This is a genomic window from Allochromatium warmingii, assembly GCF_900107145.1.
In the GTDB taxonomy this organism is placed as follows: domain Bacteria; phylum Pseudomonadota; class Gammaproteobacteria; order Chromatiales; family Chromatiaceae; genus Thermochromatium; species Thermochromatium warmingii.
Window position 1 is genome coordinate 103,715 of the sequence record NZ_FNOW01000002.1, and the last position, 23,449, is coordinate 127,163.

Below are 23,449 nucleotides of genomic sequence, written 5' to 3' on the forward strand. Positions count from 1 at the left end.
ATCGCACACAATATGGCTTATATTCACGGATTCACAATAATTCGCGTGGATTCAGAATCAAGAGCACGGAACCATCCCCGAGCAGCGCCGAACCGGCATAACCGGCCAGATTGCCGAGAAACCCAGCTAATGGCTTGAGAATAATATCAATGGTCTCGCGGCAGTCATCGACGATGATACCCAAGTATTCCTTCTCGATGCGCACCACCAGCACCGCCAGTTCGTCATCGTCGTTGGCCAGTTGCGCCGCGTCGAGTGCCAGCAGATCATTCAGCGCCACCAGTGGCACCAGCCGTCCGCGTAGCACCGTCGTCAGACGCTTTTTAATTAACCGAATATCGCGCTGTGCCACCCGCACGGTCTCCGCGACCGCATCCATCGGCACCCCGAACCGCTGGCCGGCTGATTCGACGATCATCACATTGGTCACCGCCATCGACAGCGGCAGCGATAGCCGCAACTGGGTACCCGCGCCAACGCGACTGCGCAGATCAATGGTGCCATTGACCCGCGCAATGGCGTTGCGCACCACATCCATGCCCACACCGCGTCCCGAAAGATCGGTAATCTGTTCGGCAGTTGAAAAGCCAGCGGCAAAAATTAAATTGATCGCCTCTTGATCGCTCAAGCGTTCGAGTGCTGTTTCATCAATAATGCCTTTTTCATAGGCTTTATGGCGAATGACCGTCGGATCAATGCCACGTCCATCGTCGCTAATTTCAATCAACACCCGGTCAGATTCCTGCCGCGAACTAATCGTCAAGCGCCCTTCCGGTGATTTACCAGCCGCTCGCCGTTGTTCCGGTGTTTCTAAGCCATGATCGAGACTATTGCGCACAATATGAATCAATGGATCGGCTAAGGCTTCGATAATATTTTTATCCGCTTCCGTGCTTTCACCGTCCATGATTAAGCGTACTTCTTTACCGAGTTTATGCGCAATATCGCGCACCAAACGCGGAAAACGCTGAAAGACAAATGAGACCGGCAGCATCCGAATCTGCATAATCGCATCTTGCATTTCTTCGGCGATGCGATTGATGACGCCATATTGCGCTTTAATTTCGCGCGATAATTCGCGCACCCCATAGCGTTCTTCGGCACGCGCTGCTAAATACGGCAGTGCATTTTTAGCGACGACCATTTCGCCGATTAAATTCATCAAGCGATCTATTTTGCTTTGATCGACCTTGAGCGTGCGATTGGTTGCTAATTGATCGTCAGCACGCCGCCCGAATTTAACCGACTCATCGCTGGCACGCGGTGCGCCAGCGCCCTGACCTAGCGGTGCAGGCGTGACAATCGCCGCTCGCACGGCTGGCGCAGCGTGCGCTGTCGGCCAGGTTTGATGATCGAGCCAACGCAATAAATAGGTGCCGGAATCGGTCGCCAACGCTGCTTCTAAGGCTGTTTCCAGCCCGCTGGCGACTGGATCGCGCTCCAGCGTCGCCAAAATCCCCAGCAAGGTCGCGCCAACCGCCCGCAACCGACCGCTGAACCAAGCTGGCGTATCGGTCAGCGCCAAAATCTCGCGCTGCGCCTCTAACACCACGCGAATCGACTCCAGCGCCTCGGCGCTCAAGCGCGTGCTGTCAGCCGTGGTCGTCGCCGTTGTGTTGCCATGCGTCGTTGCAGCCGATGCCGACGCAAGCGAACAAATCTCAACCTGATCCGGCACATAGCGGAAATGCTCAACCAGCGCCTCCAACGCGGCGCACACGATCACTTCAAATTCCAACACACAACGATAGGCGTCCAATTCTGCCAGCGGCGGCCAGCTTGCGACCGCTCCGACCTGTCGCCAGAGCACTTCGGGAAGCTGCATGATCTGAAAAAACGGATCTTCGCCCTTAAAAAAGCATTCAGCTTCAGGGCGATAGCGCACCCAGCACAGTGCTTCACCTGCCGTCAGCCGCGCTTGCACCGCCATGCGCACCGCCTCGGGCAGGTGCTGGCCATCAGCCGCGAGCGACCAGCCGCCGCCTGCCGCTGACGGCTCGCTGGAAGCCGGAAGCTGGCCGCTGGTTGCCGTCAGCTCTCCCCCCAAAAATCCACGCAATGCCGCACCTAAACGCGCCGCATCGGTCGCATGATGACTGGTGCGCGGCGGTTGCCCGTCGTCGCTGCCCTCAGCAATTTCATCAATTAACAATGAGACAAAATCCATTGCTTCGAGCAATTGATCGGCCAGCTCGCGACTAAATTCCAAGCGCCCATCGCGCACCGCATCCATTAAATCTTCAGCCGCATGGAGCACGCGGGTCATTTCGGGCAAATCAAATAATCCCGAATTGCCTTTCAGTGTATGTACCAGCCGGAATAATTCGTCGATTAACGGCCCTGGATCAGTGGTGCGTTCGAGTTCAAGCAGTTTTGCGCCAATAGCTTCGAGGAAATCCCGCCCCTCGGTTAAGAATTGATTGAGCAACGCATTCATGCTGAATGTCTCGCGCCAAGCAAAGTCAGAACATGAGCGAGCAATTGCGCCGGTTTCGCCGGTTTGACCAAATACAGATTGGCACCGCTGGCATAGGCGCGGCGCTGATCGTTGTCCTCGGCCTCAGTTGAAACCATAATTGCTGGGGCTTGCGGCATGTCTTTCGCCCGTAATTCGCGCAAAAACCCATAACCGTCGAGCTTGGGCATATTGATATCGACTAAATAGAGATCAAATGGCCCCTCGGCGAGCCGTTCTAAGGCTTCCAGTCCATTGACTGCCTCGCTGACTTCAAACCCCGCTGATTCCAAAATCCCACGGTGATAGAGCCGCACCGTTGCCGCATCGTCGATGACCAGAATCCGTTTCATCACCGTGCCTCCCAGGGTTTTTGATAGACAATGGCTTCGGGGAATTTACGCACCCGAAATAAGGATGAAATCCGGCTCATGGATTCCGAATGCCCCAGACAAATAAATCCACCTGGATTGAGCGCATCATAAAAGGATTCAGCGGCACGTTTGCGTGACAGATCATCGAAATAAATCAACAGATTGCGACAAAAAATGACATCGAAATTTCGATGCAACCGCATATCCGCCGGATCGGTCACGTTGGCGCGGGTAAATTGCACCGCATCGCGCAGACTGTCATCAATTTGATACAGCTCGCCGACGCGCGTGAAGTATTTTTTTAACAAGGATGCCGGTAAATGCTGCACCGCACGCGGACTATAGCGCCCTTGTCGTGCTTGGGTGAGAATATTGGTATCAATGTCAGAAGAAATAATCTCGACATCGATTTCTTCAATGCGCGGCCAATATTCGAGCAAATAAATCGCAATGCTATACGGTTCTTCACCCGAAGACGATGGAATTGACCAAATGCGAATTGGCGCTGTGGGATTTGTCCGTTTGGCGGCGATTTCTTCGAGCATCGAGCCGACGAGACATTCAAATTGATATTCTTCACGAAAAAAATAGGTTTCATTCACCGTCATCGTATTGATGAGGGTCTGGAGTTCATCGCCGGATGCCTGAAACCGGAGCATCGTAAAATAACTGCGAAAATTCTCACTATCGGTTGATTCCATGCGATCAATCAGCCGTTTATCGACAAAATAGCGTTTACTGTCTTCAAACAGAATGCCAGTTTTGCGATAAAAAAATTCGCGGAATTTCTGGAAATCCTCGTCGCTAATGTGGCGCGGATCGTTCATAGTATTATTTAATCGGCGGCAATCCGCTTGAGCGCAAGGTCAGCGGCGAACTGAATATAGGGTTCATCGGCGAACCGCTGTTTGAGGGCCAGCAGCGCCGGTTGTGCGCGTTCAGAGCCGACCTCGCCGAGCAAATCAACCGCTGTTGCACACACATTGACATGCGCATCCTGGGTGATGACACGAATCAACCACTCTTCAACCTGTGGATGACGCAGGGATTCGAGCACATCGACGGCAAAAATGCGCACATCGGGGTTAGGATCTTCAAGCAACCGCCCCATCCAGGGCGCGACCTCCTCAGGTAGTTGCTTCATCGCCTCAATCGCGGCGTTGCGCAACATCGCATCTTCACTGCGTAAACATTCGCTGAGTCCGGCAACGGCAGTTTCATCGCCAATCAGCGTCAGACTGGTGAGAATCACTTGGGTTACGCTCGGCTCGCTCTCGACGCTCAACCGCTCCACCAGCGCCGATGCTGCATCGGGATGTTGCGCCAGATCGCGGGCCGCCCAGCGCCGCGCCAACGGATCGGTGTCGGCGAGCGCGGTCAGCAATCCGGCCAGATCACGCGGCAAGCGCCGTTCGTCCTGACTGGTTGTAGGCATATCCTGAGATTTTTTCAGTCCCATGCGGTTATCGCTCCACCCAAATCTGAATTTGATCGGCGATGCGCTCGGCGGGTAGCACCAGATTTGCGCCGCCGCGGGCGATCAATTCGGCCGGCATCCCGAACACCACAGCGGTTTCTTCGGATTCGGCAATCGTCCGCGCCCCGCGTCGCTTGAGTTCGGTGAACGCATCAGCGCCATCGTAGCCCATGCCGGTGAGCATCACGGCGATCACAGTGGCCGGATCGCAATGTTCGAGCGCCGAGCGCCCAAGTAGCTCAACCGATGGATGCCAGAGAAAATCCGGATTTTCAGGACGTGGTAACGCGGTGAGCTTACCGACGCGACGCGCCAGCACCAAATCTGCGCCGCCCTTACCGATATAAATATGCCCTGGCTCAATTGGCGTCGGGCGACTGGCTTCGGAGACTTCGAGTGCGCACAATCCGTTCATGCGTTCAGCAAAGGGCTTAGTGAAGCTTGGCGGCATGTGCTGCGCGACCAGCACCGGCCAGGGAAAGTCCGCCGGAAGCTGCGGCAAAATATCTTCGAGCGTTCGCGGGCCGCCGGTTGAAACGCCGATCAACACCACACCTTCGCCGCGTATGCCGCTGCGCCGGATCACCCGTTGGGTTGATTCTGTCCGCGCTGCTGCTGGACGCGGTGCGGCACCATTGCGAATCCGCGCCGCCAGACCGCGTGACGATTTCAGCCGCGCCCGGGCCGCCGCCCGCACTTTGGCGATGATCTCGGCTTCGATTTCGACCATCGACAGTGAAATCGTCCCACCGGGTTTGGGAATGTAATCAACCGCGCCGAGATTGAGCGCCTCTAAGGTCGCCATCGCGCCTTTTTCGGTCAATGACGACACCATCACCACCGGTACCGGACGTTCGGCCATTAATAACGACAGTGCCGTTAAGCCGTCCATCTCCGGCATATTAATATCAAGCGTGACGACATCCGGCTCAAATTCACGATTTTCCTCAACAGCTTCGCGCCCATTACGCGCCAGCCGGATTTGAAAATCGCCTTCGGCCTCAAAAATCGCATTGAGCTGACGGCGCATCAGCGCCGAATCATCGACGATCAGCAGCTTAATCATACGTGACGCTCAAAATACTCAAAATACTCAAAATACTCGCGGCTGAAAATCATCGGGCACATTCAATTCAAAAACATTGTCATGAATGCGTGCGACATAAAAGCCCTCGCGCATAGCACGTTCGCGCAGGGCTTCAGAACAATCGACCGCTGCGAGAATACCGTAAAGCTGTTTATCGCGATGCTCGGGGAAAAACTCACGAAATGATTCAAGCAGCGTGCGTAATTGCGCAATCGCCTCTTCACGCAAATGGCTTTTAACCTCGACGATATAGGCCGCGTTAATCAAGCCATTCGCATAGGAAAGCGTGTCGATTTCCAGATGTCGCCCGTCTTTACTCACGCGCACGCTGGGACTAACCACTTCCATGCCGAAGCGTTCGCGCAACAGTCGTTCCATTGACGGCAGCGCCAGCCCTTCGGTAAAGCTACCGAATTTCTCACCCAAGCCGCCGATTTGCTTACCCAATTCCTTGAGCTTACGGTCAGTTTCTTTAAATTGACGCTCGGTCTCTTGGAATCGGCGATCTGTTTCTTTGAATTGCAGGTCGGTTTCTTTAAACCGTTCCGCAATCTCTTTAAACTGGTGTTCAGTTTCTTGAAACCGGCGATCCGTTTCTTTGAATTTCTGATCGGTCTCGCGTTGTGCGGCGATTAACTCGCGCAACATCTCCCAAACATCTTCGGCTGTGGTTGCCATATTAAGCGCCTCTCACACGTTTTGCTGTCAAACCAAGATCACAACAGAATTAGACAGGATCAACAGACTTAAAATTATTTAATCTCGTCAATCCTGAAGCATCCTGTTAATCCTGTCTAATGATTCATCGCCGCATCCGGTAGACCGCAGAACTGCTTACACCTCGCCGAGTGCGGCTAATTCCTCGCGCTGCTCTTCGGCGATCAAGCGCGACGGTTCGATCAACTGAATCATGCGCTTTTGCTGCTCCAGATTCGCCACCCGCGCAATTAACCGCGCTTGTTCTAGTGATAAACGCGGCGAGGTTTCAATCGCATTTTTAGGAATCTTGAGCACTTCGGCAACCGAATCGACAATAAATCCAGTACGCACACCATCCAGCAAAAATACCATAATCCGCTGTCGATCATTGCGTGCCACAGTTGCCATCCCTAAGCGGCGGCGTTGATCAATTACCGGCAGCACTGAACCACGCAGATTAATCACCCCTTCAACAAACGGCGGTGCTTTCGGTACATGCGTTAATTCATCCGGCACGCGCACAATTTCCTGCACGCTTTCAATTGGCACACCAAATTCTTCTTTATCGAGCCGAAAGACAACAACTTGCTCTTCATCGTCATTATCTTCATCACTATTATCGGTCTCATCATCGAGCCGTTCGTTATCGCGCAATTGATCCATGTTACTCAGCGCCTCGCGAATGGTTGCATGACGGAATAAATTGTCGGTCGAAATAATCGATACCAGCCGTTTTCCGGCATTGAGTCGGCAAATCTCAGCGATTTCCGATAAATCGCCGTGCCGCGCCAAAAGTTTTGGCATTGCATCAACGGCTGATTTTGGTACGCGCAACACTTCATTGACACTATCGACTACTAAACCAACCGCCATATCACCGAGACGAATCACGAGAATACGACTGCGTTCATCGGCGGCGCGGGCATCCAAATCAAATAAACAGCGCAGCGAGACCAGCGGCAAGAGCCGATTACGCAGCGTCATCACCCCTAATACATGTGCTTCAGAACGTGGCACATGCACCACTTGTTCGGGGAATTGCACGATTTCCTGTACATTTTCAATTGGGACGGCATATTCCTGCGCCGCGACCTCAAAACTGACTAATTGTAATTCATCGCTGCTGGCCTCTTCTTCGTCGGTGGCCGCTTCATGCTCCAAACCGCCGAGCGCCCCGCCCGCTGTAGCGTGCGCGAGATGAGCGATAGCGGCAAATTCATTACCAATTAACCGCTCAAAATCGAGCACCATCACCATCGGGAAGCCACTGACTTCTTTGAGCAAACCAGCCAATAGCTCAGTTTTCACCGTTGTTGTCAGAGCGCCGACATCCTCGATGCGCCCTGGCTCGACGCCGACCACGCTATGCACGCGATCCACAACAAACCCCAACGGCTGCCCGAGATCAATCACCAGCGCACGGGTTGAATCGTCATTTTCGCGCTCAGGAAAGCCAAACAGCCGCCGTAAGCTGATGATTGGCAACACTTTTCCGCGCAGATTGGCTAATCCCTCCAGCGTCGCTGGGGCCAGCGGCACTCGCACCACATCTGGCACGCGAATGATTTCTTGCACCGGAGCCATATCGACGGCAAACACTTCGCTGCCGCCAATAAAAATCACGAATTGACGAATATCGCCTTCGTGCTCCTCGCTGGCCACATCATCCGCTGTATCCGCTGTGACAATCGGCGCAATTGCGGTCGCCGCTTCCGGCTCTCGCTCCGGCTCAGTTGTGACGACATCCTCTAATGGCTCAACCACTGGCTCGACCTGTTCATGGGTCATGCTGGCATTCTGCTCCATTTAACTTGAGCGAATGTGCTCAATGGATTTATCTGCACTTGGTTGACGCGGCGAACCGCCCAACTCAAGCCCTTGACGCTCAGTGGCGCCGGATTCCCTCAATCGATCAGGCTCTCCAGAGGTTTCATCCCCGTGCGGTAAAGCGCCAAACGAAAGCTTGGCCACTTGCAATGTCCTCTATCAGCTCGTCGTTGAACCGCTGTTAGCGGTCTCAAGCAATACTCATCCTGAGCATCTGTCAATACGTTTAAACAAAAATCAGCGATCAGTTAGCAGCTCCCGCTCACTGACATTCGGACTTAGGCGCTTTGCAGTTCATCGGCCAGCGAGGCGATCTCCTCGATGGCAGCGGCCAATTCTTCCGCGCCCTGCGCCTGTTGTTTAGATGCAGCAGCAGCTTCGGTGGCAGCTTTTTCAGCTTCCTGCGCAGCGGCAGAAATCTGCTCAACGCCGGTTTTAACTTGCGCAATCGCCGAGGCGATTTCACTGGCAGCGGCAAGAATTTCGTTGGTACTGTTTTCGACAACACCAATATCAGCTTCGATGGTATTTAAGCCGGTGGTGATGGTTTTGGCTTTTTCGGCTTCGGTCGTGGCTGAGGACATAATTTCTTCTAAATCACGCCCAACAATGCCGATTTGATCTTGCACCGCCTTGACTAAATCTTTAATGCGGTCGGCATTTTCGGCAGAATCATGGGCCAAATTACGAATATCAGTCGCAACGACCACAAAGCCTTTACCAAATTCACCGGCCCGCGCTGCTTCAATTGAGCCATTGACGGCAAGCATATTGGTTTGAATTGAGACCGTGGTAATCGCATCGACGATTTTATCAATGCGTCGCGAAACCAATTCCAGATCCTTGATTTGTTTTAAGCTGATGCGCGAAGCGGTCACCGAATCTGCAACACCGCCAATCAAGGATACAACGCTTTGCTTATTGAGCGTTAGCAGTTGACTGATGGATTTAACTTTTTCACCGGCATTTTGCGCCCGTTGCAATGCGACCTCTAGCCCTTTTTCAATCTGTGCAATAGCAGCGGCTGATTCTTCGGTCGCAGAGGCTTGCACTTGGGCGCTTTTGCGAATCTGATCGACAGCGGCCATAATTTGCGAGCCGGAACGATTGATTTCCTGCACCGCCGAGGATAATTCTTCAGCAGCCGAGGCGACTTCTTCGGCGCTTTTGGCAATATCGGTCGAGTTTTTTAATTCCTCGGCCAATTCTGACAAATTCTGCGCCGCTTGCTCGCATTCGGCTAACGCTTGCGTTTGTTCGGCGACAGTTTTTGCTGATTCTTCCGATGCAGCAGATTGCTCTTCAGCCGCAGCCGCGATTTCTTCCGTACCCTTGAGTGCTTGCAGGGCAGCGGCGCCTGATTGTTGGGCACCGGCGGCTACGTCTTGAATGCCGCGTGTGATCTCGACAACATCGACGCGGATTTGCTCAAGTTGGCTATTGATGGTTTTGCCGTTTTCGACTTCGCTCTTGACCTTTTCCGCCGAATCATTGATGCCGTCGGAGATGGTTTTGACTTCGCCTTGAATCTGCGCGACTAAATCCTGAATTTGCTTGGCGCTTTTTTCGGACGTTTCAGCGAGTGTGCGCACCTCGTCGGCGACTACCGCGAACCCTTTGCCGTGTTTGCCCGCACGCGCAGCTTCAATCGCTGCATTGAGTGCCAGCAGATTGGTCTGATCGGCAATGCGTGCCACAGCTTTGACGATGTCACCAATATTGGAGGCTTGCTGTTCGAGTTCCGCCACCATTTTGACGGAATCGGCCTGCCGCTGGGCCGCGACGCTGACATTGTTAATTAAGCCAGTGACATCGCCGCTAACCCGCAAAATCAGTGATTGCGAAGTTTCGATCTTGATTTGCGAGTCTTTGGCGCTGTTGAGCTGACGCGCCAGCGCGACATTGACCTGTTTGAAGGCAGAGAGCGATTCCTGGGCCGCACCTGAGGCTTCTTCCGCGCCAGTCGCAATCTGATCGGCGGAGCGTTTCAGTTCCTCAGCAGCAGAAGCGGCTTCGTTAATTCCTGAAGCTAATTGGGCCGTGGCTGAGGCCACGCGCTCGGCGGCCTGCTGTTGCTTGGCGAGCGTGCGGGCGCGTTTACGCTGGGCTTCCGCTTCACGGGCGGTGGCGGCGCTGGAACGTGCGTCGTTGGTGGCAGCGGCGGACGAACTGGAGGTCTTTTTTACGAGTGCCATAACAATGTCCTACAGTGAAGTTCAAGTAACTGGCCGGTTACACCCGCGATGCCGCGCACAGCCGGGCCAGTGTGTGATGGTCGATCTGGCTGTCTCACGCATCGTGCCGATCTTAACGCGCCGCATGTGTCAACACACTGATACGGGTCAACTGAGCGTTCTATTTTCGACTTGACGTAGGACGCTTGACAATGATGCGCCGACGGGCGGATGGAGCATAGCTAATCGACGGCGAGATCCGCGATGAGCGAGGCGGGAAGTGGGCTGGCGCTCCCGCTGGCGGCGTCGTACCACATGCAGCAGTTGCGCCCGGCATCTTTGGCCGAATATAGCGCCAAATCGGCTTGCGCGACCAAGATGTAACAGAGCTGTTCGCGTGTCGGAATCATAGCGGCTACGCCAATGCTGACACTGACATGCCCAATGCCCGACGCGAGCGGATGCGGGAGATTGAGCTGTTCGACCGCCATCCGCAACCGTTCAGCTACCGCGCAGGCCGCCTCGCGGTCGGTCTCACTGAGCAAGAGCGCGAACTCTTCGCCACCATAGCGCGAGACGCGATCCCCATCGCGGCGCAGGCCTTCACGCAAAGTCCGCGCCACCTGAATTAAGCAGGCATCGCCGCCCTGATGCCCAAAATGATCGTTATAGGCTTTAAAGTTATCGACATCGATCATCAACATCGCAATCGGACGCTGCTTATCTTGGGCTTGACGAAAGCGTTGCGCTAAATCTTGATCAAAGCGTCGCCGATTGCCCACGCCAGTGAGCGCATCCTGATAGCTGGTTTCAATCAGTTGCGTCGATTGCGCACGCAAGCGCCGCTCGCGGCGCAAGGCGGCGGTCATATCGTGAATCTGGATTAAACAGGCGCAGCGTGGATGGCGCAGCGGCGTGATGTAAATCAACTGCTGCATCCGTTGATCATGCTGACGATCAGCAGGCCGATGATAGAGCGGCAGCAGATTCGGATTCAGACTCGGGGCAAGCATCGCCGAGAGTTTAAACCGCAGGGTATCGGTAATGCTCGCTTCGAGCCGACTGCCGCTGATGTCAGGAAAACAGGTATCGAGTCGCTGCCCACGCACATCAGCGAGCGTCAAGCCGCTGTGATGCTGCATCCAGCCATTCCAAGATTTTATCCGTCCTTCATGATCGAGCAGAATCAGCCCCACACGCAGACTGTCGATCAATTGTTCGGCTAATTCGATATCCATGCGTGCTGTCCGTTAAGCCATACCAAAGCGATCAAGATAGCGTTCCAGACAGGCACTCAGGGCTTGCAGCGAGCTGAAACTCAATAAAAACAGTAAATGCCCTTGCACGAATTGCTGGCGCATATTGAGCTGAATTTGCAATAACAAGACCAAGTGATCGGCACTATCAGCAGCAAACTGCGCCAGCGAATCGGTATCGCAAAAAAAATGTTCGGGCAGTCCGCCGTGTAATTCGATCTGAAATTCATCGGCCAGCGTGCTCATACAGGCATTTAAAATAATATTGCCAATTTCGCACATGGCTTCCTGCTCAAATTCGGCGACTTCCTCGGGCGTTAATTCCGGGTCGAGCATATTGCTCAAAATCGCCAGCGCATTGCGTTCGGGAAAGAGCAACATCGCTTTGGATGCAAAGGGGCCAGCAAAATCAATGCTCACTAAGCTCAGTTCTTGAAACTCTGAACCCATGAGCGTCACGGCGACTTCATCTGGGCGAATCAGATCAACAAAAGGGGCCGATAGCTCGATCTCGTTGCGCACCATCTGGCTGAGACTGTGCGCGGCGCGTCCCACACCAATGTTGAACAGCTCGCCGAGTGCGTCACGATAAAGCTCGCTGAGTTCAGACACAAACAGAGTTCTCCTTATTCTGCCTCGAAAAACGCCACCATGTGTGCGACCGATTCCGGCGTGATCGGTTTAGAAACGAACTGCACGCCGGCTTTTTCTGCTGCTTGACGCACGTAATCTTGAATATTGGCGGTACAAATGACAATACGCACATCGGGATGATGCAGGCGAATGCGCCCGGCCGCTTCCAGACCGCTCATGCCAGGCATGTTGACATCGAGACTGACCAGTGTGGGCGGATCGCGTTCAATCAGTTCGAGGGCTTCGTTACCGCTGGCCGCTTCGGTGATGCGCCAGTCGGGGCGCAGATCGGCAATCAACCGACTGAGCATCATGCGCGACATGCGACTGTCGTCAACGATCAAGAGGGAATGGGATGCTGTGCTCATACGTAGTTCAGGAAGCAGGGAACGTGTTGCGCTTAATATACCCCAGACGGCGCGTGCGGATGGCTTCAGACCATCTGAGCAGCGGTTAGCGAGCAGCAGCGGCCAGCTCAATCGCTGTAATCAGACTATGGTCGGATTCTAAGCGCCAGTGAATCGCTAACTCCATGAGATTTAAGCCAAATTCGCGCCGTTCGGGATAACGATCCAAATAGCCGGGGCGCGGGTCTTGGGCAATCACTTGGGTAATCAGTTCACGGAGTGCGCGGCTGCCATCTGGATCATAGCGCGTGAGGGCGGCGCTGGCAGCGGCGCTGAATCTGACCGAGCGGGCGGTCAGTGCCGTTGGTGCTACGGCAAAACCACTGCGGGCTTCGGGAATGGCGTCGGCATAGGGCACATAGGGTTTGATGTCGAGCACTGGGGTGCCGTCGAGCATATCGACGCCGCGCAGTCGCAACGCCAAGCCGCTTGCAGTGCGGATTAAGCCCAGATGCTCGACAGCCGAGAGACCAATCGGGTTAGGTCGATAGGGAGCGCGGCTGGCAAATACACCGACCGATTGCCGTCCACCTAAGCGCGGCGGGCGCACGGTCGGTTTCCAGCCAGCCTCAAGGCAATCGTGATGAAAGATGAAGAGAATCCAGACGTGTGAAAACCCATCGAGGGCTTTGAAGGCTTCTTCCCGCGCAAACGCCGGGCAGAGTTCGAGCCGCGCTTCAGCGGCAGTGACCAGACGCGGCTGGCGTGGAATGCCGAAGGTGTCGGTATAGGGCGAGCGGATATAGCCAATCGGATTGCAGCGCATGGCGGATCATTCGGGCGCTGCCGTCGCCTCACGCGGAATGCGTAGCACAAAGCATTGATGGCCACGCGCCAGCAACTGTTCACACCACGAGATCGCCGGCCGCACGCTCTGCCATTCAGCTACGCGCAGTCGATAAAAAGTCTCCGGCAGTTCGTCTTGGGTCGATTGGGTGATGATGAGGCGTCGCCCGTCGAGCAAGTTCCCGTAGCGGCGCACAAAGCGGTGCTGGGCTTCAGTGACCCGTTCGAGCGACCGTCCCGCTAACACTTGCACCAGCCAGCGATAGCGCGTCGGGTGATTGCGAGTGTGTCGCGGCGAATGCGGTGTCGGCGTGGTGCGCGGAGCCAGCGCCGTTGCGGTTGCTTGCGCAGCTTGCGCGGTGCGATCAGATTCTGTTTGATCGACTGGATCTGCTTGATCTGAGCGAACCGCTGCTGGATCTAACCGAGCGATTGCGGTGGCGGGCGCGGCTGTTGGCACCTCGGCGGCGGTGAGATCGGAGACCAAAATCTCCGCGACCGGCGTTTCCGAGACAACAACGGGGGATGCGGTCGTCGTAACCGGCGCTGATTCCGCAGTAGGAAGCGCCGCTAGAACTGGCGTCGGTTCAGAAGTCGGTTCAGGAACAATGGGGCGCGATTCAATCGGCACAGTTGGAACAACTGCTGGCGCAACCGGCGCTACAGTCGGTTGATCGGCGACCAGCGGCGGCGTGACTGGTGCAGCAGGTACCAGCGGCGCGGGCGTGTCGGCGACAATTTGCCCAATCACTGACGCCGGATAAGCAGGCGGCAGCGCGGCGCTCAGCGGCGCATCGGTTTGACGCGGTGCAACCGCCTCAGTCACCGCCTCAGCTTGACTCGGCGTTACCATCGGCGCGGCATCGCTCAACGGCGGTGGCGGGCTATCAGATGCTTCTGGTGCTGGCGCACCCGCAGGCGGCGCACTCAAAGACGTGCTGGGCTTCAGCAACGGCGCATAGGGCGACAAGCGCGGCAAGGGAATCTGCAATGGCGGCAGCAATGCTAACCAGCGCGGATTATCAAACGCCAGCGCACGCGGCAGCGGTGCGGGTGCGGCGGCAACTGAACTCGTGAGTACCAGTGCGCCACAAAGCAGAATGGCATTCAACACGGTTTCGGAACTGAAACGGCCCATAAAAAACCATTCAAAACAGTCGCATTTGAATCAGTCTGTTGCGCGTGTTTGTGAGCACCAGCGTGGTGTATACACCCACTGACCACCAGCCGCCCGCGCCACCTGTCGCGTCAGCGATGAGCCGACAATCACCACCGTGCGCATATCGACCTGCTCCGGCTGAAGCGCCGCCAATGTCGTCACTGTCAACGACTCAGCAGCACGCCCAATATCACGCCCCAACACGACCGGCGTTTCGGGCGCACGGCGTTCGCGCAGAATCGCCAACGCATCGGCAAACTGCGTCGGACGTGCCAGCGAACGCGGGTTATACAGCGCCAGCACCAAATCAGCATCGACCGCGTGGCGCAAGCGGTGCGCGATGATCGACCAGGGCTTGAGATTATCCGACAGCGAGATGACGCAGAAATCATGTCCGAGCGGTGCGCCAGCCCGCGCTGCTGCTGCCTGCGCTGCTGAAATGCCGGGCAGAATCGCCAACTCGACCGCGTGCCACGCGGGATCATCGGCCTGTTCTAGCACTTCAAACACCGCAGCGGCCATCGCAAACACGCCCGGATCACCGGACGACACCACCACCACGCGCCGACCTTGTGCGGCCAAGTCAAACGCTAATCGCGCCCGCGCCAATTCCTGACGGTTATCTGAATCGAGTAAGCGTTGATCGGGGCGGAACGGGCCGGCCAGCTCGACATAGGTCGTGTAACCGACGATATCTTGCGCTGCATCGAGTTCCGCCCGCACTGCCGGAGCCATCAGTTCCGCTGCCCCTGGGCCTAACCCGACGACCGTTAAACGCCCCGACTGCGGCGCGGGCGCGGGGTGAGCTGGGGACAATGGCAGCGCGGTCTCCGCATTCTCTGCCGCCTCAGCGCCCGGCCAGCGTTGGCCCGGAATCACAATCATCGCAAAATACGGCACGCTCTCGGGATCAATCTCAGCGATATGGCGCACCTGCTCGCCGTCCATCGTCGCCCGTTCGACATAGCGTGCCCGTTCCAGTAATCCCAACTCGGTCAGCACCCGCCGCACTTTGGCGAAATTACTGCCGAGTTTCATAATCGCCGCCGCTTCGACCCCAGCGAGCCGCTCGCGCAAGGTCGCCTCGGGCAGGGTCGCGGCAAGCACCTGAAACTGTTGATCGCGGTAAACCAGCGGTGTGCCCAACACAGCGGCGCTGGCTAACACCGAACACACCCCCGGCACAACCTCAGTCGGATACCGCTCGGCCAGCCGGTCATGCAGATACATAAACGATCCATAAAACAACGGATCGCCTTCGCTCACAACCACCACATCGCGGCCAGCATCCAGATGCACGGCTAACTGCGCGGCTGAGGCGTCGTAGAACTCGCGCATCGCGCCCTCGTAATCATAGGGCGGTTCGGGTTTTTTGCCGGTGACGGGATAGATCAGCGGCACGCGAATCTGCTCCGGGCGCAGATGCGGGAGCACGGTCGTCAGTGCATTGCCCGGTTTATCGCGTGCTGCATAGTACGCGACCACCGACGCGGCGCGGAGATAGCGCAAAGATTTGAGCGTGATGAGTTCAGGATCACCTGGCCCCACGCCCAGGCCGTAGAGACGTCCGGTGCCCATAATGATTAAGAATGCTGATTCAATTTCGTTAATGAAATCTACAAAACTTGTAGACAATTAACACGCACCCTCAATGAGGATGGGCGAATCCACCAAAGCTCGTAGAAAGATTCCACGAGCGCCGTTGATGTCACGATTAACCGTGATCCCTTCTGATGTAATCGTTGTTGCTGACCCGATATTGAGCAATTTACCGTTCCATGAAACAGTTTTGCTGGTATAGGCTTCGCAAACACGAATGAGCTTTTTGCCGCGCTCAATGCACTTCTGTTCAAGGCGTTGTCCAAACTTGTAATGGCTAAAGGACAATAGCGACCTGACTGATTTCTTGCGCAACTTTCTAGCTGTTTTAACAACCATCTGTTGCGTATCGAACGTAGGCAATAAGATCACATCAAAATTATCAGTGAGAAATCTCGTTACCTTCCAGTGCAATTCGCTAACCAAATTCTTGATCTTAACGCGAATTTGATTTGCGGCATTGGTAAGGGATAAGCGTTTACGCTTACTTTGCTCACGGTCTTTTCGTGACAACAGATCATCCAAATGCTTTGCGAGTCTCGCAATTCTTTGGAAGTCTTGTTGCCCTAGATGACCTGCGAACTGGTCGCTAAAGAACGTTTGAAATGTTCGTATTCCTGGGTCTAGGGAGACTAAGCGCCCTTGGTTCTCGGTACACTCAGTGCTTTTTGTAACCGGAATAGCGACATACCAGTGTTTTGCGTACTTTACGACGCGACCATCTCGCAGGTTCACCGGAAGTTCCTCAGAGAACTTTAAGCTCCCTAAAGACCTTACGTTAAATCCGCGACGATCTTTTGAACATTGATCGTTTCTGAGAAAAAATGATTGCTGAATCTCTTTACGTGATTTAAAAGACACGCGACTGACTTGCGAAGTATTCTTGTACTTAGCAATCGCCTTTTTCACGTTTTCACAGGCTTCTGCAACTGCTCCGTCTCGAAAAGAGAACATATGAATGATTGTGAGTAAATCTTATGTGAGTTCTGGTTCTTTAATAGTGTCGTCGAGAACCACGATTTCACTGCCGAGTTCGTCGATAATCCATTCAATAAGTTCAAATCCGCAACGGGCAAGTCGGTCTCGGTGGGCAACCACAATTTTGAGCTTCTCTCCGCGCAAGACTCGTCCCAATAAGGATTTAAGTCCTTTACGCTTATAGTTAAGAGCGGAGCCAACGTCTTTAATAACTTCAGCTTCAGGATACCTTTCTAACAAGTAGCTAATTTGTCGTTGCAAGTCGTCTCGCTGACTTGGAGAGGAGACGCGACAGTAGCACACGACGCGATGTTCCATGTTTCCTTTAAGGAAAGAAGCAACATCGTATCTGCGTTGCCCTGACGGAGTACGAATTGCAACGATCTTTCCGCTATCCGCGTAGAGTCTGAGCGTGTTTTGACAGACGCCAAGTAATTTTGCAGCTTGGCGTCCTGGGAGGTAGTTTGACATGGCTTGTAGAGTTTGGTAGGTTCCATGTGCAAACTATAGCAGATCATGGACTATCGTGCAGCTCACGACCGAGCGCATTGACCGCAGCGGCTGCCATTGCACTGCCGCCGCGCCGTCCGTGCAGGGTGACAAAGGGCACGCCGCGACTGTTGGCGGCGAGTGCCGCTTTCGACTCCACTGCGCCGACAAAGCCGACTGGAAAGCCGAGAATCAGCGCCGGTTTGGGGGCACCTTCGTCAAGCAATTCGAGCAAGCGGAACAGCGCCGTCGGGGCATTACCGACGACGACCAGTGAACCGGCCAGATGTGGCCGCCAGAGTTCCAGCGCGGCGGCGGTGCGGGTGTTACCCAGTTCACGCGCCAGTACCGACACGCTTGGATCGTGCAGGGTGCAGAGAATGGGATTATCGGCGGGCATCCGCGCCCGCGTAATGCCCTCCGACACCATGCGGCTATCACAGAGAATCGGCGCACCGGCTTCCAGCGCCGCCCGACCTGCTGCACCGGCATTCGGCGAGAATGCCAGATCGCTGACAATCTCCGGCATCCCGCAGGCATGGATCACGCGCACGGCCAGCGCCTCCAGATCGGCGGGGATTCGGCTCAGATCCGCCTCAGCGCGGATGATGGCAAACGACTGCCGATAGATGTCGTGAGCGTCGCGGGTGTATTCGATCATGCTTCAATCTCTATAAGACACAACAGGCGCGGGTTCTCGCGGTCGAGAATCGCGCCGAGCGGCAGGTTGGGGCGGGATTAGGTGAGGAATCGATCAGAAAGCAACAGATTATAAGCGCAAAGTTTAGACACACGTTGATCTGTTTAGCCAATGACCCACCTTACGCTGCCAAACTTGGTTTGGCAGATCAGCGCGGCAAGATGCGGTTGGCAGAATGACTCAGCACGCTGCCACTCGCAAACCTAAATGATCATGTGTCAATAATGCTTCTGATGCACGACATGCGTTCGGAACGCTGGATGACGCTCATTCGCTGCCAATCGCAAATGTTCACTAAAACGCCGCATACTAACTGGCGATGACTGTTCCGCATTCAGCGGCATTTGATCCAACTCATCTTCAGCCGCTTCTGCGTTTTCCGCGTTTTCTGCGGCTGATTGTTTTGATTGATCTGACTTAACCGCATCAGATATTTCAGCCGCCGATGCCTCATCGAGAGCACAAGTTTGGTTATCCTCAGCGATACACACTTGCACATCATTCAAAGACTGCGACAATTGAATTGCCTCAGCTTGCGAAACATTGACAGTTGGCAACACATGCAGACTAAGATTTTCGGTTAACCCCCCCAAATCCCACGCAGATAACGCAAAAGGATCATAACTGCGAACGCGCTGCACTTCGTCCAAAACATGAAGTGCTGGATTCATCCGCAAAAATTGCATATCGTCAAAAAGCGCCGATTCAAAAATTGGCTGTGTATGGAATTGTTGCGGCTGCTCTCCAATAATCGGTTTATTCAATACAATTGCTTCCAGTATTGGTGGCGTTGATAGTGGAGCAGTAGCGGGTTGTGTTGGCTCAACTATTGGCGGAACCGGACGCACAGCTAAGACTGGCACACCCGGATCTAAAATGCGCTCTAATGCAGGATTATTATCGCCGAATGCATTGTCAGTCAGAATCAATTCAATTGCGACAATTTTCCCATTCTCAACGACAAAACGTGCGCCATCGCTATCGCTATTCGGATCACGGCGAGTGAAATCGTACCAACCGACTGTTGTAATTGGCACGCCGTCCAGATCAAATAATGGGCCAGCTGCGAGCGCCTCAGCTGATACATATTTGATATAAGCATTCACATCTTCAATCGTTAATCCGGCCGCACGGACATTAATTGATACCCGAACTTGCGTACCTTCACGGGCACTCACATCAGTAAGCAGATGATCAATAGTGCCGTCAATATTACTATCTTGCCCGGCAATCTCAAAACGAATTGGATCCCAGGGAGTTGTCACGTGCGAGCCACTCACCAAGGTTATCGTGCGATGCTGACTCACTTCATCAACAACGACTTCAGTATTCGTGTCGATATCATCATACCGCTCAACGCGAATATTTAGCAGTTGACTAGTCTGTGAAATTGCTGCATCTGTTTCAGCATCCGGGGCCAAAATACCTATTGACACAATTGCTTGACTTTGTGTGAGCGTTCCATCATTTCCTTGCTCGAAATCATCCGTAGTTCTCCAAGCCAGTGTTGCAAGCGCGTTTTGTTCAGCGTCCTGAAGACCATCGCCATTTAGATCGCCAATCTCAGACGCACCAATACCTTGAGAAGCGGCAAGCGTTGCTAAAGCCTCTTCAGTTGTTGGCGTAATGCCATCCTGATCGAAGTCATCATCTAGGTTTTGCGTCGTCGAACCGCTATATGCGCCGCTTGTATCAAAGGTATAAATCACGCCGGTTCCATCATCGCGGACTGTCGCACGACCTAATGATTCTTCCTCGCCGCGAATAGCCTGTAATTCGAAAATTTCAGAACCTTCACGGTCGTCATCTTGCTCGGCGCTTATTTCGACACGCACTAACAGCGTACCGCTATCGGGGATAACCGCATTTGACCCGTTGTAATTCAGCCAATTGCTACCATCCCAAAATTCAATTCTGTCTGGGTTAGTCTGAATAGTCGCTGCACCTGGCTCAGTTCCAGTTTGCAGACTGAGATTGAGATTACCAGGTCGGCCATTTAGCGTGAAAACAGTGTACGTTGAGCCTTCATTAACAATGGGGCTATTAATTTTAATAGAGCGGTCATCATCTTTAAGGGCTGTGCGATTTTCAGCGCCGCTGTCATTAAATATCGCGCCCGTTCCAAAGTCACCAATAATACCGCGTGCAGTAACCGGTGCCTGTGTGCCGTCAATACGCGCTTCTAACGTGAAAGCATGTGCGCCTTCATAAACATCATCGTTCGCAATGGGAACGCGCACAAGCAAAACGCTGGCATTTTCTGGAACATGAACCAAGCTATTAGGTACATAAGCAATCCAATCGAAGCCATTATAAACTTCAAGTGAATTCTGATAATCGGCGTTGGTAGTAGCAATTGCCTCACCTGTAGCAAAATCAATTGCGCCATCGCGTAAAGCCAATGAGAAATAGAGGTTGCTATCAGCCGCAATGCGGAAAACTGCATGTGGCGCTATTTCATTGACGGTTACGTCAGGAATTGTCAGCAAGCGATCATCATCAGGTTGATCTACAAGAGCGCCTTGACCGCGTTCATCATACTGCTGACCGGAGCCATCATCAATCATCGTGCTGACAGCCGCTGCAAATTGATTATTAGATAACTGAGCAGTTAGGGTTAGTTGCTCGCTGCCTTCATAATTATTATCATTGATTGTTGCAACGGAGACATATAGCGTTGCAACACCAGCAGGCAGGTTAACAATACCATTCGCAATAGTGACCGAAATACGGTTATCACCAGCAAAATAATAGGCGGAAACGCTTTCAGCATAATCCGAACCTAGAATTGCTGTGTCAGTGGCATCTGCTAATGTTAATTGAATCGATGCTGGCTGTTCTGTCGCACTATTTAACGTGATCGTAAAAATAGCCTGCGAACCCTCTGATACATTTTGAGTGCCGATGATTTTCAATCCATTGGAGTCATAGGTGAAACTAATGGCGTTATTGGTTTCAGCTTCGTCGATATTGGAATTACCCGCCGTATCGGTGAAGGCGTTATTGCCAACGCTGACTAAGCCATTCGCCGTATTCGGTGTGAAGGTCGCGGTGTAAGTGGTGCCACTGCCGCTGAAATTGCTCAGCGTGCCGCCGCTGACGGTGATGTCGTTGACATTGAAGTCGCTCGATGCTTCCGACAAAGTTAAGGTGAGCGTCGCCGTTTCGCCAACCTTGAGTGCAGTTTTGTCGCTGCTGATCGCAATCGTCGGTGCGGTGCCGTCGTAGGTCAGGCTGACGCTGTTGTCAGCGTCGGCTTCATCGGCGTTGGCATTGCCGACCGCGTTGGTGAAGGCGTTATTGCCAACGCTGACTAAGCCATTCGCCGTATTCGGTGTGAAGGTCGCGGTGTAGTTGATGCCGCTGCCACTGAAGTTGCTCAGCTTGCCGCCGGTGACGGTGATGTCGGCCTCGGTGAAATCGCTTGAGGCTTCAGAGAGCGTGAAGGTCAGTGTCGCGGTTTCGCCGACCTTGAGTGCAGTTTTGTCGCTGCTGATCGCAATCGTCGGTGCGGTGCCGTCGTAGGTCAGGCTGACGCTGTTGTCAGCGTCGGCTTCATCGGCGTTGGCATTGCCGACCGCGTTGGTGAAGGCGTTATTGCCAACGCTGACTAAGCCATTCGCCGTATTCGGTGTGAAGGTCGCGGTGTAGTTGATGCCGCTGCCACTGAAGTTGGTGAGCGTGCCGCCGCTGACGGTGATGTCGTTGACAGTGAAGTCGCTCGATGCTTCCGACAAAGTGAAGGTAAGCGTCGCCGTTTCGCCGACCTTGAGTGCGGTCTTATCGCTGCTGATCGCAATCGTCGGTGCGGTGCCGTCGTAGGTCAGGCTGACGCTGTTGTCAGCTTCAGCTCCGTCTGTGTTGGCGTTGCCAGCGGTATCAGTGAAAGTGCCGCTCGCCACACTGACTGCACCTGTGGCATCAGTTGGCGTGAAGGTCGCGGTGTAGTTGATGCCGCTGCCACTGAAGTTGGTGAGCGTGCCGCCGCTGACGGTGATGTCGTTGACATTGAAGTCGCTCGATGCTTCCGACAAAGTGAAGGTGAGCGTCGCCGTTTCGCCGACCTTGAGTGCAGTTTTGTTGCTGCTGATCGCAATCGTCGGTGCGGTGGTATCGGCACTAACCGAAACCGTCGTACTCGCCGTCGGCGAGGATAAATAATTATCCTTAACGGTAACGGTAATTATGCGATCTGTAGTGTCAGGCGATCCGTTTGAATTATTAAACGTAATGCGTTGAAGCGCGGCTTCATAATTATCAATTGACGCTGTACCGCTCAACGTCACTGTTACTTTGCCAGAAGTGGACGTATCTATTGCGCTGGTAATTCCAAGCCCGCTCAAATCTCCCACGGTTAATGTATCACCCGCTTTTGCATTCGTCAGCACAACCGTAGCTGATTGAAGATTAGCGTCTTCCTCATCTGCGATGGATAGATCTGTATCAACAACCGCTACCCCAGCACCGCCAATGCTATAGTTAGTTTTATAACTTGAGCCAGTAGCACCACCGGAATTATCGCTATCCAGATCCAGCATTGGTGAGCTGTTACCAGAAATATATGCTGGGAGGCGGCTAAATTTAATTCCATAATACGCAACACCTGTTGCGCCGAGATCGCCAACCCGAATTTGTGTTTCAGTAACGTTTGCATATTTAACTTGCACCCGGATGTTATCAGCTTCCGCTGTTAAACCTGGAATGGTAGTAATATTACCGCCAATGGTTGTTTTAAACCGCGTTACATTGTTAGCTAAATCTAGCTTTTCTAACTTTGTTGTTGTGCTCAGTTTGTAACTTCCAATACCTGAAAAATCTGTAAATTGCCGACCGCTTGCTGAACCGCCTGCTCCATCCAAGTCAAACGAATTAACATAAACATTTTGCAGCGTAACGGCTGTTCCAGCATTTGTTGACGGATTGTAATTGCTAGACGTAAGCCCTGATCCGCCCAAAATAAACTTAAAGTTAAAAGTCGCGTAACCGCCAACTGTTGCTATATTAACATTTGGCTGAAATGATTTCGCACCAACAGTCGTAGTGTCTGCATAAGGATTTGTTGTTGAATCAAAACTGCTAACTGTTGCATTAGATAACTCAGACAACGTAACAATAGCATCAATTTGCTGTCCATCAATGGTTATGACATTGGTATACTAAGCTCATTTGAAATTTTCGTTTTTGAAACCAGCTTTGCATTCATTTAGTTTATGCTTAACTACACACTGTCGACTGATCAGTTGATTGAGCTGCGAAAAGCGCATCGTCAAACACAGAATAAACGTGAAGCCGATCGGATCAAAGCGGTAGTTCTCTTGGCAACGGGCTGGACAGCGGAACAAGTAGCCG

General features: G+C 53.6%; 18 protein-coding genes and 1 pseudogene. All 19 read right to left on the bottom strand.

What is annotated here, in order from left to right:
* Positions 1 to 31: 31 nt before the first annotated feature.
* Positions 32 to 2,437 (bottom strand): chemotaxis protein CheA, encoded by a 2,406-nt coding sequence (locus tag BLW10_RS01200; protein WP_091331674.1) that lies wholly within the window; start codon positions 2,435 to 2,437, stop codon positions 32 to 34.
* Positions 2,434 to 2,808, bottom strand: coding sequence for a response regulator (locus BLW10_RS01205; protein ID WP_091331675.1), 375 nt, complete (start codon positions 2,806 to 2,808; stop codon positions 2,434 to 2,436). The genes BLW10_RS01200 and BLW10_RS01205 overlap by 4 nt, the downstream gene beginning before the upstream one ends.
* The gene (locus BLW10_RS01210) at positions 2,808 to 3,656 is read right to left on the bottom strand and encodes a CheR family methyltransferase (RefSeq protein WP_091331677.1); all 849 of its coding nucleotides are present in this window, start codon (positions 3,654 to 3,656) and stop codon (positions 2,808 to 2,810) included. The genes BLW10_RS01205 and BLW10_RS01210 overlap by 1 nt, the downstream gene beginning before the upstream one ends.
* An 8-nt stretch (positions 3,657 to 3,664) precedes the next feature.
* Positions 3,665 to 4,288 carry a HEAT repeat domain-containing protein gene (locus BLW10_RS01215; RefSeq protein ID WP_091331679.1) on the bottom strand — a complete coding sequence of 208 codons (624 nt, stop codon included), beginning with the start codon at positions 4,286 to 4,288 and terminating at the stop codon, positions 3,665 to 3,667.
* A 4-nt stretch (positions 4,289 to 4,292) separates the two neighbouring features.
* Positions 4,293 to 5,372: a chemotaxis-specific protein-glutamate methyltransferase CheB gene (gene cheB, locus BLW10_RS01220; protein ID WP_091331681.1), complete on the bottom strand. Its 1,080-nt coding sequence runs from the start codon at positions 5,370 to 5,372 to the stop codon at positions 4,293 to 4,295.
* A gap of 27 nt (positions 5,373 to 5,399) precedes the next feature.
* On the bottom strand, positions 5,400 to 6,071 hold the full coding sequence (locus BLW10_RS01225; RefSeq protein WP_091331683.1) for a DUF3782 domain-containing protein: 672 nt from the start codon (positions 6,069 to 6,071) through the stop codon (positions 5,400 to 5,402).
* 156 nt (positions 6,072 to 6,227) lie between these two features.
* Positions 6,228 to 7,880 (bottom strand): chemotaxis protein CheW, encoded by a 1,653-nt coding sequence (locus BLW10_RS01230; RefSeq protein WP_091331723.1) that lies wholly within the window; start codon positions 7,878 to 7,880, stop codon positions 6,228 to 6,230.
* A gap of 317 nt (positions 7,881 to 8,197) precedes the next feature.
* Complete coding sequence (locus tag BLW10_RS01235) at positions 8,198 to 10,114, bottom strand: methyl-accepting chemotaxis protein (RefSeq protein WP_091331685.1); 1,917 nt, start codon at positions 10,112 to 10,114, stop codon at positions 8,198 to 8,200.
* Between the two features lie 221 nt (positions 10,115 to 10,335).
* Positions 10,336 to 11,331, bottom strand: coding sequence for a sensor domain-containing diguanylate cyclase (locus BLW10_RS01240; protein WP_091331686.1), 996 nt, complete (start codon positions 11,329 to 11,331; stop codon positions 10,336 to 10,338).
* 12 nt (positions 11,332 to 11,343) lie between these two features.
* Positions 11,344 to 11,961, bottom strand: coding sequence for a chemotaxis protein CheX (locus tag BLW10_RS01245; RefSeq protein WP_091331688.1), 618 nt, complete (start codon positions 11,959 to 11,961; stop codon positions 11,344 to 11,346).
* A gap of 14 nt (positions 11,962 to 11,975) precedes the next feature.
* Positions 11,976 to 12,350 (bottom strand): response regulator transcription factor, encoded by a 375-nt coding sequence (locus tag BLW10_RS01250; protein ID WP_091331690.1) that lies wholly within the window; start codon positions 12,348 to 12,350, stop codon positions 11,976 to 11,978.
* A gap of 85 nt (positions 12,351 to 12,435) precedes the next feature.
* Positions 12,436 to 13,155, bottom strand: coding sequence for a tRNA (N6-threonylcarbamoyladenosine(37)-N6)-methyltransferase TrmO (tsaA, locus tag BLW10_RS01255; RefSeq protein WP_091331691.1), 720 nt, complete (start codon positions 13,153 to 13,155; stop codon positions 12,436 to 12,438).
* 6 nt (positions 13,156 to 13,161) lie between these two features.
* A complete protein-coding gene (locus BLW10_RS01260; RefSeq protein WP_091331693.1) occupies positions 13,162 to 14,313 on the bottom strand; it encodes a hypothetical protein in 1,152 nt (383 codons plus the stop codon).
* 30 nt (positions 14,314 to 14,343) lie between these two features.
* On the bottom strand, positions 14,344 to 15,150 hold the full coding sequence (gene cobJ / locus BLW10_RS14160) for a precorrin-3B C(17)-methyltransferase (protein WP_425425871.1): 807 nt from the start codon (positions 15,148 to 15,150) through the stop codon (positions 14,344 to 14,346).
* 48 nt (positions 15,151 to 15,198) lie between these two features.
* Positions 15,199 to 15,912 (bottom strand): annotated as a pseudogene (locus BLW10_RS14165) (precorrin-2 C(20)-methyltransferase); the annotation flags it as partial.
* A 57-nt stretch (positions 15,913 to 15,969) separates the two neighbouring features.
* Entirely contained in the window at positions 15,970 to 16,887 is a 918-nt protein-coding gene (locus BLW10_RS01270; protein WP_091331696.1) for an RNA-guided endonuclease TnpB family protein, read from the bottom strand.
* Positions 16,888 to 16,908: 21 nt separating this feature from the next.
* Positions 16,909 to 17,382 carry an IS607 family transposase gene (locus BLW10_RS01275; protein WP_091331698.1) on the bottom strand — a complete coding sequence of 158 codons (474 nt, stop codon included), beginning with the start codon at positions 17,380 to 17,382 and terminating at the stop codon, positions 16,909 to 16,911.
* Positions 17,383 to 17,425: 43 nt separating this feature from the next.
* Positions 17,426 to 18,061: a precorrin-8X methylmutase gene (locus BLW10_RS01280; protein ID WP_091331699.1), complete on the bottom strand. Its 636-nt coding sequence runs from the start codon at positions 18,059 to 18,061 to the stop codon at positions 17,426 to 17,428.
* Positions 18,062 to 18,318: 257 nt separating this feature from the next.
* Positions 18,319 to 23,205: an Ig-like domain-containing protein gene (locus BLW10_RS01285; protein ID WP_143116983.1), complete on the bottom strand. Its 4,887-nt coding sequence runs from the start codon at positions 23,203 to 23,205 to the stop codon at positions 18,319 to 18,321.
* Positions 23,206 to 23,449 lie beyond the last annotated feature (244 nt).